At 68.5% G+C, this 13,071-nt stretch carries 9 protein-coding genes and 1 pseudogene; 7 read left to right on the plus strand and 3 right to left on the minus strand.

Annotated elements, in window-relative coordinates; genetic code table 11:
• Nucleotides 1–288: 288 nt before the first annotated feature.
• Together Q9Q79_RS06440 and Q9Q79_RS06445 are read right to left on the minus strand one after the other, a co-directional pair.
• Nucleotides 289–780, minus strand: a complete 492-nt coding sequence (locus Q9Q79_RS06440) for a methylated-DNA--[protein]-cysteine S-methyltransferase (RefSeq protein ID WP_005408696.1) — start codon at nt 778–780, stop codon at nt 289–291.
• Nucleotides 777–2,304 (minus strand): annotated as a pseudogene (locus Q9Q79_RS06445) (AlkA N-terminal domain-containing protein). The gene Q9Q79_RS06440 and the pseudogene Q9Q79_RS06445 overlap by 4 nt, the downstream one beginning before the upstream one ends.
• Nucleotides 2,305–2,756: 452 nt before the next feature.
• On the opposite strand from Q9Q79_RS06445, the gene Q9Q79_RS06450 reads away from it, so the two are divergent.
• The 4 genes from Q9Q79_RS06450 (at nt 2,757) to ubiM (ending at nt 6,183) form a co-directional block, all read left to right on the plus strand.
• Entirely contained in the window at nt 2,757–3,920 is a 1,164-nt protein-coding gene (locus Q9Q79_RS06450; protein WP_049454703.1) for a hypothetical protein, read from the plus strand.
• A gap of 58 nt (nt 3,921–3,978) precedes the next feature.
• Nucleotides 3,979–4,524 carry a DUF4019 domain-containing protein gene (locus Q9Q79_RS06455; RefSeq protein ID WP_005408699.1) on the plus strand — a complete coding sequence of 182 codons (546 nt, stop codon included), beginning with the start codon at nt 3,979–3,981 and terminating at the stop codon, nt 4,522–4,524.
• Nucleotides 4,525–4,535: 11 nt separating this feature from the next.
• Complete coding sequence (locus Q9Q79_RS06460) at nt 4,536–4,925, plus strand: MAPEG family protein (protein ID WP_076739145.1); 390 nt, start codon at nt 4,536–4,538, stop codon at nt 4,923–4,925.
• Between the two features lie 79 nt (nt 4,926–5,004).
• Entirely contained in the window at nt 5,005–6,183 is a 1,179-nt protein-coding gene (ubiM, locus tag Q9Q79_RS06465) for a 5-demethoxyubiquinol-8 5-hydroxylase UbiM (RefSeq protein ID WP_201863818.1), read from the plus strand.
• An 11-nt stretch (nt 6,184–6,194) separates the two neighbouring features.
• Here ubiM and Q9Q79_RS06470 read toward each other — a convergent pair whose 3' ends face one another.
• Entirely contained in the window at nt 6,195–6,416 is a 222-nt protein-coding gene (locus Q9Q79_RS06470) for an RNA-binding S4 domain-containing protein (protein WP_012479588.1), read from the minus strand.
• Nucleotides 6,417–6,683: 267 nt separating this feature from the next.
• On the opposite strand from Q9Q79_RS06470, the gene Q9Q79_RS06475 reads away from it, so the two are divergent.
• The 3 genes from Q9Q79_RS06475 to Q9Q79_RS06485 all read left to right on the plus strand — a co-directional run bounded on the left by Q9Q79_RS06475 (nt 6,684) and on the right by Q9Q79_RS06485 (nt 13,045).
• Nucleotides 6,684–8,630 carry a DEAD/DEAH box helicase gene (locus tag Q9Q79_RS06475; protein ID WP_099527832.1) on the plus strand — a complete coding sequence of 649 codons (1,947 nt, stop codon included), beginning with the start codon at nt 6,684–6,686 and terminating at the stop codon, nt 8,628–8,630.
• Between the two features lie 217 nt (nt 8,631–8,847).
• Nucleotides 8,848–11,271: an EAL domain-containing protein gene (locus tag Q9Q79_RS06480; protein WP_005412713.1), complete on the plus strand. Its 2,424-nt coding sequence runs from the start codon at nt 8,848–8,850 to the stop codon at nt 11,269–11,271.
• Nucleotides 11,272–11,380: 109 nt separating this feature from the next.
• On the plus strand, nt 11,381–13,045 hold the full coding sequence (locus tag Q9Q79_RS06485) for a diguanylate cyclase (protein ID WP_201863816.1): 1,665 nt from the start codon (nt 11,381–11,383) through the stop codon (nt 13,043–13,045).
• Nucleotides 13,046–13,071: the final 26 nt, after the last annotated feature.

A 13,071-nucleotide genomic window follows, 5' to 3' on the forward strand; every position in this document is an offset into this window, starting at 1 on the left:
CATGTCCCTGATGATTCCATCCACGCATGGCGTGGATCTACCGTGTCGACCAAGGTCGACACCTACCAACAGTTGCGCACAATGACGTCCGGACAGATCGCCGGAACCTGTCGAAGGCTGGGTGGGTCCGGTTGCAGGGGCGTGAGCGCCATGGATGGCGCGACCGAGCTTACAGGGACGTACTTGCAGCGTCCCCTGCAACTGGACCCACCCTGCCTCCCCGCAGGAAGCCCGCTGTTGCTGTTGCTCTAGCCTCTGCGGGTGCCGGGCGCAGCCCGGCCAGCCCTCTCAGGCGAACAGCGGGGCCTGGCGTTGTTCCAGCCGCAGCAGTGCCGCCTTGGTTTCCAGCCCGCCGCCGAAACCGGTCAATGCGCCGTTGCTGCCGATCACGCGATGGCAGGGCAGGATGATCGGCAGCGGATTGCGCCCGTTGGCCGCGCCGACCGCGCGGGTCGCACTGGGCTGGCCAAGGTGCTGCGCCAGCTGCAGGTAACTCCAGGTCTGGCCGAACGGAATCAGTGCCAGCGCCTGCCATACGCGCAGCTGGAACGGCGTGCCACGTGGCGCCAGCACAAGGTCGAAGCTGTTGCGCTCGCCGTGCAGGAACTGCAGCAGCTGTTCGCGTGCTTCCGGCAGGGCATCCGGTGCGTAGTGCCAGTCATCGCGTCCGCGTGCCGGATGGCGGTTTTCCGGGAACAGCACATGTGACAGGCCACGCTCATCACCGGCGATGGTCAGCACGCCGATGGGGCTGTCGAAGCGATCAAACAACAGGGTCATGTCGGTTCTCCAACGAACGTGCCGGACAGGTGCCACAGGTGCAGCACGGCGTAGGCGCGCCACGGGCGCCACGGTTGCGAGCGCGCTTCAGTTGCACGTTCGCTCAGGCGCTGGCCCTGTGCGTGGCCGAGCACCTGCTGCAGCACCAGGTCGCCGGCGGGGAAGGCATCGGGCTGGCCGAGCCCGCGCAGGGCGATGTACTGCGCGGTCCACGGGCCGATGCCGGGCAATGCCACGCAGCGCGCAACAAATTCTTCCAGGGCCTGCCCGGGTCCGAAGTCGAGCTGGCCGCTGGCACATGCAGCGGCCAGCGCACGCACCGTGGCGGCGCGGCTGCGCGGCAGGCCGATCGATTCCAGCGGCGCCTCGGCCAGCACCTCGGGCGCTGGGAACTGGCGATTGAACTCGGACGGCATGCCCGGCAGATGCGCCCCATACGCATCCACCAGACGCCGCGCAAAGGTGGTGGCGGCGGCGACGCTGACCTGCTGGCCGAGCACGGCGCGTACGCCGACCTCGAAGCCATCCCAGCCGCCCGGAACGCGCAGCCCCGGGCGTTCGGCGATGCGCGTGCCAGCAGCGGTTCCTCGCCCAGGGCGGCATGGACCTGCTGCAGGTCGGCGTCCAGATCGAACACACGACGCACACGGCGCACGATGTCGGGGATCAGGCGCGGGTCGACCGCGCCCAGCTGCAGACGCAGTTCCGGGCGCTTCGGGTCGGCGGTGACGCGCAGCAGGGTGGGGCGCTCGGGTGTGCCGAGCAGGCGCTGGTAGCTGTCTTCGCCGATCAGTTCGATGCCAGGCAGGCTGCGCTTGCGCAGGAAGGCCAGCATTCGCGGGAAGTCCAACGGTGGGCGGTACACGAGCCGCAGTACCAGGCCGCCGTCATCGGCGGCCAGCGGCTGGTGCTGGCGACGCAGCGCCGTCGGTGCCATGCCGCAGCCCTGCAGGAAGGCGGTATTGAAGCGGCGCAGACTGTTGTAGCCGGCGGCCAGCGCAACATCGGTCACCGGCAGCGTGGTTTCGGTCAGCAGTTGCTTGGCCAGCAGCAGGCGGTGGGTGGCATGGATCTGTCCGGGTGTTGCGCCGAGATGTTCGACGAACAGGCGCTGCAGCTGGCGCGCGCTGAGGCCGATCTTCTGCGCGAGGTCTGCAACGGGCTGCTCCTGCAGGAAGCCGCCGTGGATGATGGCGAGGGCGCGCTGCACGGTTTGCCCGGCCAGTGCCTGCTGGGCCTGCGGTGCCAGTTCGGGGCGGCAGCGCAGGCACGGCCTGTAGCCGGCAGCAGCGGCCGCGGCAGCGGTCGGATAGTAGGTGATGTTGCGTGGCTTCGGCGGCGGCGCCGGGCAGACGGGGCGGCAATAGATGCCGGTGCTGCGCACGGCGGTGAAGAAAACGCCGTCGAAGCGTGCGTCACGGGCCAGGCGGGCGCGGTCGCAGGCGGCGGTGTCGAGGGCGAGGGCGGTGTCCATGGCGCCAGTCTAGGCCTCTGGCGACGGCGATACTCGCCACATTCGGACATGGATGCTGAAGGGGGATCTGGCAGGGCTGCGCCCGGCACCCGCGGTAGTGCAGGCCGCTGGCCGGCAACGGCAACGGCAGAAGCTGGTTTCCTGTGGGGAGGCGGGGTGGGTCCGGTTGCAGGGGACGCTGCAAGTACCCCTCCGGGGCCCGGCCGCCGCTGGCGGCTGTGCGTTCGGGCGCTTGCGAAGCAGTGCTTCGCAAGCAAAGCGCCCTCACCCATGTAAGCTCGGTCGCGCCATCCATGGCGCTCACGCCCCTGCAACCGGACCCACCCCGCCTTCGACAGGTTCCTGCGACCTGTCGGGACGGCGTTCTGCGCGGCTGTTGGTAGGTGTCGACCTTGGTCGACACGCTTTTCCCAAGGGTCAGAAGGGGTTCAGTGCCACGCGCTGAATGCGCGTCCCGGACGGGTAGACTGTGGCTCTTGCTCACGTGAAGACTGGTTGCCCGATGTCCGCCAAACTCCGCTGGTTGCCCCTGTTGTGCCTGGCCCTGGCGGGCTGCAGCCAGCTGGAGAATCCGGGCAATGTCACCGCCGCCGACAAGGCCGCGCGCGCGCCGGCCAGCGATGGCGAGAACATGGTGTCGATCAATGCGGCTGACGCACCGCCACCGCCGGCGCCGCCGCGCAGCCGGGCGGATCGGCCGTGGCCGCAGGCGCAGTTGGAGAATGGCCGCGCCTGGGTCAGCTGCAGTACCGAGTACGCCGGTGAGGCGGGCGATGGCGTCGAGCTGGAGGGCCTGCAGCGCGAACAGATCACCCAGGCGCTGACGCCGTGCGCCGAACGTGGCCTGATGCGCGTGCGTTACGCCGGCAAGATCAATCCGGGCTTTGCCGAGATGATGTGGCGACTGGCCGTGGTCGCTGACGAACAGAAGATCCACAAGCGCATCCTCGACCTGGATTCCAGCGGAGGCCAGGTGGAATCGGCGATTGTCGCCGGCGACAGCATCGGTGAATCGGGCTGGACGATCTGGGTGCGCGAGGGCTCGATCTGCCACAGTGCCTGCGTGTTCGTGCTGGCTGCCGGTGACAACCGCCTGCTGTCGGGCAAGGTCGGCATCCACCGCATGATGCGGATCAGCTCGAAGGCCACCTCGCGCGCGGAACTCAATCGCGAGCTGCACGAGGTCTACGACAACGTGAAGGACTACCTGCAGCGCAACGGCGTGGCGGTGGGTGTGGCCGATCTGATGATGACCGTGCCCAACCGCAGCCTGCGCCTGCTGACGCAGGATGAGCTGCGCCAGTACGGCCTGGACGGCACCAACGCGGTGCAGGACGATCTGGAACGGATCAAGCAGATGCGGGCCTGTGGTGACGACTTCGTGCAACGCAAGGACGCGTTCCTGATTGCCTTCGACCAGCAGTGCAAGCGCGAAGGCGCCGACATGGAATCGATCAACAGCTGCGGCCAGGCACTGAAGCAGCGCTTCGGTTTCCCGGATGCGGTGTGCCCGGAAGAAAGCCCACTGTCGGAGATCGATGTGGCAACGCTGCCACCGGCACCGTCGGAGCCGCCACCGGTGGCCGAACAGGCGCCAGTGAACACCGCCGCGCCCGCCGCGCAGGCTGATGCGGCAGCGGTGGAGGGCAACGCCCCGGCACGCTGACGGCATAGTCACCGCGCTGGCGTAGACTGCGGTTCTCTCCAGAAAACCGGCGGTGTCCATGAAGCGCGTGCTCCTGCTGCTGTCCCTGCTGCCCCTGACCGCATTGGCGCAGGCACCTGCGCCGGCCACGCCGGCACCGGCTCCGGCACGCCCGGCCCCGGCCTCGCCAGCGGCTGCGAAGCCAGCCACCGCCGGTGCCCCGGCGTTGACCGCTGCACAGCAGGCCCAGGTGCAGAAACAGGATGCCGAGATGGGCGCTGCTGCACTGAAAGCCGCACAGCTGGTCGATGCCAACCGCGCCGGCGAACTGTGGGATGGCGCCTCCGCCGTCGCGCGTCGTGCGGTGCCGAAGGCCGCATTCGTCAGCCAGTTGACCACCGAGCGCACGCGCCTGGGTGCGCTGGCCGGGCGTGGCCAGCCCACCATCACCCGGGTCAAGTACAGCGCAGGTGCCGCAGTGCCGGAAGGGCTGTACATCAACGTCAGTTTCCCGACCCGTTTCGCCAACAGCGCGCAGCCGGTGCGCGAGCTGGTCTCGTTCCGTTTCGACGAGGACCAGGTGTGGCGCCTGGCCGGTTACAGCCTGCGTGCGTCGGCACCCTGAGGAGATGAATGATGGCAACTGAATTGACGATGCTGGCCTGGTCGGTCCTGCTCGGCTTCGTTTACATCTTCGCCACCTCCACCGTGGTCACCCGCGAGCGCGGGATGAAGTGGAATGCCTCGGCACGCGATGGCGACGCAAAGCCGGTCAGCGCGCTGGCCGGGCGCCTGCAGCGTGCGCAGGCCAATTTCCTGGAGACGTTCCCGTTCTTCGCCGCCGCCGCCATCGCGGTGGTCGTGGCCGATCGCGGCAACGACACCACTGCACTGGCGGCGCAGGCCTACTTCTGGGCGCGTGTGGTCTATCTGCCCCTGTACGCCGCAGGCGTGCCCTACGTGCGCAGCCTGGTGTGGCTGGTGTCGCTGCTGTCGATCCTGGCGCTGGTGTTCGCACTTCTGTAAGTCGGCCTGATCCAGATCAAGGCCGCTCAGGTGCGCGGCGCTATGCTGGCGCGGACTGAATCAACGGCAGGAGGCGCGCATGCGCAGGATGGACGTGGTGGTGGTCGGCGCCGGACCGGCAGGTCTGTGCTTCGCGCGCGCGCTGGCCGGCAGCGGGCTGCAGGTCGGGCTGGTCGAAGTGCAGCCGCGCCAGGCCCTGGCCGAGGCCGCCTTCGATGGCAGGGAGATCGCGTTGACCCATGCCTCGCGGCAGAGCATGGAGCAACTGGGTCTGTGGCAGCGCCTGCCGCAGGCCGAAGTCGCTGAACTGCGCGATGCCAAGGTGATGAACGGCGGCTCGCCGTTCGCGCTGACCTTCGCCAGCAGCCAGGTCGACGGCCAGCCGCTGGGCTGGCTGGTACCCAACCATCTGATCCGCCGTGCCGCATGGGATGCGGTGCAGGGCCAGGACGGCGTGGAACTGTTCGACGGGCGCAAGGTGCAAGGCGTGCAAGCCGATGCACAGGGCCATGTGGTCAAACTCGATGACGGCAGCCAACTGCATGCGCGGCTGCTGGCGGCCGCTGACAGCCGCTTCTCCGCCACCCGCCGCATGCTCGGCATCGGTGCGCAGATGCGCGACTTCGGCAAGTCGATGCTGGTGTGCCGCATGCAGGTCGAGCGCGACCATCGCCACACTGCCTGGGAATGGTTCGGCTACGGCCGCACGATGGCGCTGCTGCCGCTCAACGAGGGCCAGGCCTCGGCGGTGATCACGCTGCCGCCGCGGCAGATCGACGCGCTGCTGGCGATGGACGAGGTGGCCTTCGGCGAGGCCATCAGTGCTTGCTTCGAACATCGGCTGGGTCGGATGCAGCCGGTGACCACGCCGCAGGCGTATCCGCTGGTAGGTGTGTACGCGCACCGTTTTGTTGGCGAGCGTTCGGCGCTGATCGGCGATGCCGCCGTCGGCATGCACCCGGTCACCGCGCATGGCTTCAACCTGGGCCTGGCCAGCGCACAGCGGCTGGCGCAGGGCATCGTCGCGCAGCAGCGTCGCGGTGCCGACATTGCCGCCGCCGGCATGCTGGCCAGCTACCAACGGGGTCACCGGCTGGCGTCGCGGCCGCTGTACGAGGCCACCAATGCGATCGCCAGCCTGTACACCGACGATCGCCGCCCGGCGCGACTGCTGCGGGCGGCCGGCCTGCGCCTGGCGCAGGGCGTGGCACCGTTCAGGCAGCTGATTGCCTCGCACCTGACCCAGCGCGTAGCCTGAACAGCCTCACATCAGCCGGCGGCCAGCACCCGGATCTGGCTGTCGGCGAACTCGACCACCTGGCCTGCGCGGATCTTGCAGGCCTTGCGCAGTTCGACTTCGCCATCGACCCGCACCTGGCCGTCACTGATGACCATCTTGGCCTCGCCGCCACTGGTGACCAGGTCGGCCAGCTTGAGCAGCTGCTTGAGTTCGACGTAGTCACCGTCGAGGTCGAATTCGAGAATCTGCATGGAGCGGGGTTCCTGGGAAGAGGGGCGCAGGCCAGCGGCCGGGCCGGGAAGAGGGCGCGTATTGTGCGCCAGCACGGGGCATGACGGCACGCGCACGGAAAGCTGTACGCCTCGTTCAGCATCAATGCGGTATCATCCCGCTCTGAGCGAGTGAAATCTCCTCCGACCGAGCAGCGCCAGGGCACGCGATAAGAAGGGCGCCCAAAGCGCGGACCATCCCTTTTTTATCGCACTGCCAGGAAGACGGCAGTGCCTTCGGAGTTCCCCATGTCCCAAGATTCCCAAGCGCCGCTGCAGTTCGCGCAGCTCGGCCTGTCCGAGCCCGTGATGCAGGCGGTCACCGCCATCGGCTACGAAACCCCGTCGCCGATCCAGGCCGCCACCATCCCGGCGATGCTGGAAGGCCGCGACGTGCTGGGCCAGGCCCAGACCGGTACCGGCAAGACCGCCGCGTTCGCGCTGCCGGTACTGTCCAACATCGACCTGCAGCAGATCAAGCCGCAGGCCCTGATCCTGGCGCCGACCCGCGAACTGGCCATCCAGGTCGCCGAGGCGTTCCAGTCCTACTCGTCCAAGATCCCGGGCTTCCGCGTGCTGCCGGTGTACGGCGGCCAGCCTTACGGGCAGCAGCTGTCGGCGCTGCGCCGTGGCGTGCATATCGTGGTCGGTACCCCCGGTCGCGTGATCGACCACCTCGACCGCAGCACTCTGGACCTGTCCGAGCTGAAGACCCTGGTGCTGGACGAAGCCGATGAAATGCTGCGCATGGGCTTCATCGACGACGTCGAAGCGGTGCTGAAGAAGCTGCCGGAGCAGCGCCAGGTGGCCCTGTTCTCGGCCACCATGCCGCCGCAGATCCGCCGCATCGCGCAGACCTACCTGCAGGACCCGGTGGAAGTGACCATCGCGGCCAAGACCACCACCTCGGCCAACATCCGCCAGCGTTACTGGTGGGTGAGCGGCATGCACAAGCTGGATGCGCTGACCCGCATCCTGGAAGTCGAGCCGTTCGACGCGATGATCATCTTCGCGCGCACCAAGGCCGGCACCGAAGAACTGGCCAGCAAGCTGCAGGCCCGTGGCCTGGCCGCTGCCGCCATCAACGGCGACATGCAGCAGGCCCAGCGTGAGCGCACCATCGCCATGCTGAAGGAAGGCAAGCTGGACATCCTGGTTGCCACCGACGTGGCTGCGCGCGGCCTGGACGTGGAGCGCATCAGCCACGTGCTGAACTACGACATTCCGTACGACACCGAAAGCTACGTGCACCGCATCGGCCGTACCGGCCGTGCCGGCCGCAGCGGCGAGGCGATCCTGTTCGCCACCCCGCGCGAGAAGGGCATGCTGCGCCAGATCGAGCGCGCCACCCGCCAGCCGATCGAAGAGATGCAGCTGCCGAGCGTGGAAGCGGTCAACGACACCCGCATCAACAAGTTCACCTCGCGCATCAGCGAAACCCTCGGTGCCGGCGGCCTGGACTTCTACCGCCAGCTGCTGGAGCGCTTCGAGAACGAGCAGAACGTGCCGGCCATCGAGATCGCCGCCGCGCTGGCCAAGATGCTGCAGGGTGACACCCCGTTCCTGCTGCAGCCGCCGGTGCGTGCCCCGCGTGAAGAGCGCGCCCCGCGCGAGCGTTTCGACCGTGGCGACCGTCCGGAGCGTGGCGATCGCTTCGACCGCAACGAGCGTGGTCCGCGCTTCGAGCGTGGCCCGCGTCGCGACGACGCCGAAGGTGGTTTCGAGCAGCGTCCGCGCCGTGAGGTTCCGCCGCGTGGAGCACCGGAGCAGGGTATGGAGACCTACCGCATTTCGGTGGGCCACCAGCATGGCGTGAAGCCGGCCAACATCGTCGGCGCCATCGCCAACGAAGCGGGCCTGGAAAGCCGCTTCATCGGCCGCATCGACATCCACGACGACTTCTCGCTGCTGGACCTGCCGGCACAGATGCCGCCGGACGTGCTGTCGCACCTGCAGAAGGTGTGGGTGTCCGGCCAGCAGCTGCAGATGCGTGCGCTGGCTCCGGGTGAAGACACCAGCCCGGCCCCGCGTCCGTTCAAGCCGCGCTTCGACAAGCGTGGCCCGGGCGGCCCGGGTGGTCCGCGTCGTGGTGGCCCGGGTGGCCCGGGTGGCCATGGTGGCGACCGCGGCGGTGACCGCGACAGCCGGCCGCCGCGTCGTGACGGCTTCAAGCCGCGCGGCCCGCGCAGCTTCTAAGCCTCACCCGCAGCCGTCCATAACAACGCCAGCCCCCGGGCTGGCGTACAGGAAAGGGGACGGAGGGGATTAAGTCGTAAATGGCAGGCCATGCGCTTATGCCGAAAACGACTTAATCCCCTCCGTCCCCTTTTTCGCATGGCCCACACATTGCCGGTCATAGGCTGGGCCGGTTCCAAGGCAGGTTGTCACCGCAGCACATTCGGGGGGATCCGGGATGGGTAGAAGTGGCACGGACCAGCAGAGCCGGCGGGTGCCGATGACCCGTGGGCTGGGATTGCGCTTTGCGTTGTTGACGGGCATGGCGATCGGGTTGGTCGCGTTGTCCGCGTTGATCCAGGAACTGCAGGCAGCCTCGACGGCCTGGATTGCCGGCCAGGGGTACTGGTCACGAGGGCAGCAGGATGCAACCGCTGCGCTGAGCCGCTACCTGGCGCGTGGCCATGCCCAGGACCTGGATGACGCGCGCCAGGCGCTGCGGATTCCATTGGGCGATTTGCAGGCCCGGCTGGCGCTGGAACAGGCGGTACCGGACGAGGAAAAGGCCAGGCAGGGCTTCCTGCAGGGTGGCAACGCGCGCGCCGATATCCCGCGCCTGGTGTTCTCGTTCCGCTATGCACGCGACATCGGTGCATTCCGGGAAGCAACCACGCTGTGGCGACAGACCGACGATGATCTGTTGGCCGTGCAGCGGCTGGTTGCCGAGCTGCAGTCGGGGCACGCCCAAGGCGTGCTGCCAGCGGCGGACCGCGATCGGTACCTGCAACAACTGCGTGATCTGGACCGGCGGCTGCAGGTGCAGGCGCAGGCATTTTCGCAAGCGTTGCTGCGCATGGCCACGATGGTACGGATCGCCACGCTTGTGGTCGGCGGGTTGTCGGTGCTGGCGATCAGCCTGATGGCGGTGGCCCTCGCGCGCCGCGTCGGCAAGGACCTGACCGAGCATGAAAGCCGCTTCCGTGCGGCCTTCTACCAGGCCAATGTCGGCATGCTCAAGCTCGACACCGACGGCAAGGTGATCGAAGCCAACCAGGCGATGGCCGACATCCTCGACTACCGACGCGACGTGCTGCTGCAGATGTCGCTCGGCGATCTGTTGATGGAAGGCGAACTGGTCATCGATGGCGTCGGCCGCATCGACTGGGACCGGCAGCTGCGGCCGAGTGAACTGCGCTTCTGCCGCCGCGATGGCAGCCTGGTGTGGGGGCGCTGGAGTGGCACCGGCGTGCGCAGCGCGGGAGGCGGCCTGTCGGTGTTTGCGATCATCGAGGATGTCAGCCAGAACCATGCATTGGCACGTGAGATCGAGCATCACGCCAGCCACGATCCGCTGACCGGCCTGATCAACCGCCGCGAGATCGAGCGGCTGCTGGAGCGTGCGCTGCTGCAGGTACGCAGTGATGGCGGTACGCATGCGCTGTGCTACATCAACCTGGACCACTTCAAGCTGGTCAACGACAGCTTCGGCCATGCCGCCGGTGACCAGATGCTGCGCAGTTTCGCCGACTATCTGGTGGCGGCCGTGCGTGACGGTGACTGGGTCGGCCGCCTGGGCGCCGACGAGTTCGCCGTGTTCCTCGCCCATGCCGGGCAGGACGAAGCCAAGCGGGTGCTGCAGCGGGTGATCCGCAACCTGGGCCAGGCCACGTTCCCGATCAGCGAGGGCAGCCCGCAGCTGAGCTGCAGCATCGGCGTGGTCGAGGTCAGTGCAGATGCGCCGGACGTGAACTGGTTGATGAGTGCTGCCGACAGCGCCTGCTATGCCGCCAAGCAGGCCGGGCGCAACCGCGTGCACTGCTTCAATGAGAACCGCATGGCGCTGGAGGAGCGCCGGCAGGAGGCCGAGCGCCTGCAGGGCGTCAGCCTGGCGATGGCCGAGAATCGCATGCTGCTGTATGCACAGCGCATCGCCCGTGTGGGCGATCCGTCCTACCTGCACTACGAGGTGCTGGTGCGCATGCGTGGTACCGATGGCAGCCTGCATCTGCCCGGCCAGTTCATGCCTGCGGTGGAGCGCTATGGCATGGCGGTGGCGCTGGACCGGCACGTGCTCGGGCTGCTGTTCCGCCACCTGCAGGTGTGCCCGGCGCACGTGCGACAGCTGGGCCTGTGCAACGTCAACGTGTCCGCGCAGTCGATCGCCGAGCCGGGATTCCTCGCCTTCGTCTGCGACCTGCTCGAGCGCAACCGCGCGCTGGCCTCCAAGTTGTGCTTCGAGATCACCGAGACCGCGGCGATCAGCAACCTCAGCCAGGCCCGCGCCTTCATCGATGCGGTGAAGGCACGGGGGTGCCGGATGGCGCTGGATGACTTCGGCTCCGGCCTGTCTTCCTTCGGCTACCTGCGCCAGTTGCCGGCGGACATCCTGAAGATCGACGGCGCCTTCGTGCGCGACATGGATACCGACCCGGTCAGCCACGCCACGGTGCGCGCGATCAGCGAGCTCGGGCGCGAGCTGCAGATGGAAGTGGTGGCCGAGTGGGTGGAGACCGCCGAGGTTGCCGGTGCGCTGACCCGGCTTGGCGTGCAAGGGCTGCAGGGCTATGCCATCGAACGGCCGCAGCCGCTGGAGCGGCTGACCCTGGTCGATCTGCGCCCGGTACGGCTGGTCGCGGTGAAGGGGCCGCCGGCGGCTGGCTGAACCGCGGGCGCCGACTTTGGTCTACACATGCGTGGCGTGCCCGGCTGCGATAATGCGCGCCAGGGGCGGCGCGCAGTGGGCGCGGACGTAAGCAGGAACAGGACGTGGCGTGGGCGGCAGGCAGTGGCGGTATGGAACAGGAGCGGTGCTGGCCGTCCTGATGGTGTGGTTGGCGTTGCCGTGGCCGCTTCAGGCTGCAGAGGCCGTGTCGGGCCATGATTATCTCCTGGTCGGCGGCGCTACCGACGAGCCGACGCCGCACCGCGCATGCACGCCGCAGATGCTGTCCGGCGCCCGCCAGCAGGTGCTGGTACCGGCTCCGCCGCAGGGCTGGTCAGGGCAACCGCAGGCGCTGGACGTGTTCAACGTCTTTGCCGGTGAAGTGCGCGTCCAGCATGGCGACCGCGAGATCTGCGGCAACATGCACGACGCGCGCACCCGCGATTCACGTTTCCGGGCTGGCATCGGCCTGGTAGCGGTACCGCCGGCCGGCAGCCATGAGCCGTTCCTGGTCTCCTGGCAGACACCGCTGAAGGCACGTTGGGTACCGACCCTGCGGCTGGGCGCGCCCAGCCCGGTGCAGCAGAACGACACCGCCCGCCTGCTGGTGCGCGCGGCCTGCATCGCGGTGGCGATCGCGCTGGCGCTGTCGGCGTTGATGGCCTTCCTGACCACCCGGGACCGCAGTTTCCTGGTCTACATCGCCGGCACCACCGTGATGGTGCTGTGGCAGGCCATCCTCGGCGGGCTGAGCGGCTATCCGGAACCCTGGCTGCCGGTGGGCGAGCACGGCGCCTGGTGGCTGCTGGCGCTGACCGCTGCGACCCAGGCACTGGTGCTGCCGGCGCTGTGGCGGCTGAACGGAGGCGACCGCGTGCTGCCTCGATCGCGCCCGGCCCAACTGGCGGTGTTGTGGACCCTGATGGCGCTGGCCGTGCTGGTGCCGTGGCTGCGCTGGGAGCATCTGGCCTGGGTCGCGAAGGGCTTGCAGGTGTCCTATCTGTCCGGATGTGGCCTGGCACTGATGGTCGGCGTCTGGGCACGCTGGCGCGGCGACCGTTGGGCACAGGCGGGTCTGGCCGCGCTGGCACCGATGCTGGTACTGATCATCGCCGATGCCTGTGGTGCGGCGTGGCTGCTGGAATACCGGGTGGAGGCGCTGCAGCTGGCGGTGACCTGGCTGTTGATGATGGCCGCGTATGCGTTGAACCAGCGGCTGGGCCGGCTGCGCCAGCAGCGTGATGAACTTCGCCAGCTGGCCGAGACCGATGGCCTGACCGGGCTGCCCAACCGTCGCGCCGGACTGCAGCAGCTGGCCCGCCATCTGGAACGGGTGGACCGTGAGCGCGGCCCGTTGGTGATCGGCTTCCTCGACATCGACCTGTTCAAGGACATCAACGACCGCCACGGCCACGCAGTGGGCGACCAGGTGCTGGTGGCGGTGGCGCGTGCCCTGCGCGCGGCGGTACGCAGCCAGGACGAAGTGGTGCGGATGGGCGGCGAAGAGTTCCTGCTGCTGATGCCCGGCATGCCGCGCGAGGCGGCGTCGGCGCGGCTGGACCGCCTGCGCCAGCGCATCACCGAGGCTGGCCAGGCCCTGCAGGTGCCGGGGCTGGAGGTAACCGCCAGCATCGGCCTGGCGCAGTGGCGACCGGGCGAAGACGATCTGGCCGGGCTGCTGCGGCGCGCCGACCATGCCATGTACGTGGCAAAGCGGGCGGGCCGCAACCGGCTCTTCGACGGCGAGGAGCTCGATCCGCCCGCCCTGGCATGAAGCGCAGCGGGCGGCGATGCCGGATA

The organism is Stenotrophomonas sp. a6 (genome assembly GCF_030913325.1).
Taxonomy (GTDB): domain Bacteria; phylum Pseudomonadota; class Gammaproteobacteria; order Xanthomonadales; family Xanthomonadaceae; genus Stenotrophomonas; species Stenotrophomonas maltophilia.

Excerpts from the sequence above, each read along its gene's own strand:
- Q9Q79_RS06460 (WP_076739145.1), top strand. The coding sequence starts at position 4,536 with ATGGCAACTGAATTGACGATGCTGGCCTGGTCGGTCCTGCTCGGCTTC.
- Q9Q79_RS06480 (WP_005412713.1), top strand. The coding sequence starts at position 8,848 with ATGGGTAGAAGTGGCACGGACCAGCAGAGCCGGCGGGTGCCGATGACC.
- Q9Q79_RS06475 (WP_099527832.1), top strand. The coding sequence starts at position 6,684 with ATGTCCCAAGATTCCCAAGCGCCGCTGCAGTTCGCGCAGCTCGGCCTG.
- Q9Q79_RS06470 (WP_012479588.1), bottom strand. The coding sequence starts at position 6,416 with ATGCAGATTCTCGAATTCGACCTCGACGGTGACTACGTCGAACTCAAG.
- Q9Q79_RS06440 (WP_005408696.1), bottom strand. The coding sequence starts at position 780 with ATGACCCTGTTGTTTGATCGCTTCGACAGCCCCATCGGCGTGCTGACC.
- ubiM (WP_201863818.1), top strand. The coding sequence starts at position 5,005 with ATGCGCAGGATGGACGTGGTGGTGGTCGGCGCCGGACCGGCAGGTCTG.
- Q9Q79_RS06455 (WP_005408699.1), top strand. The coding sequence starts at position 3,979 with ATGAAGCGCGTGCTCCTGCTGCTGTCCCTGCTGCCCCTGACCGCATTG.
- Q9Q79_RS06450 (WP_049454703.1), top strand. The coding sequence starts at position 2,757 with ATGTCCGCCAAACTCCGCTGGTTGCCCCTGTTGTGCCTGGCCCTGGCG.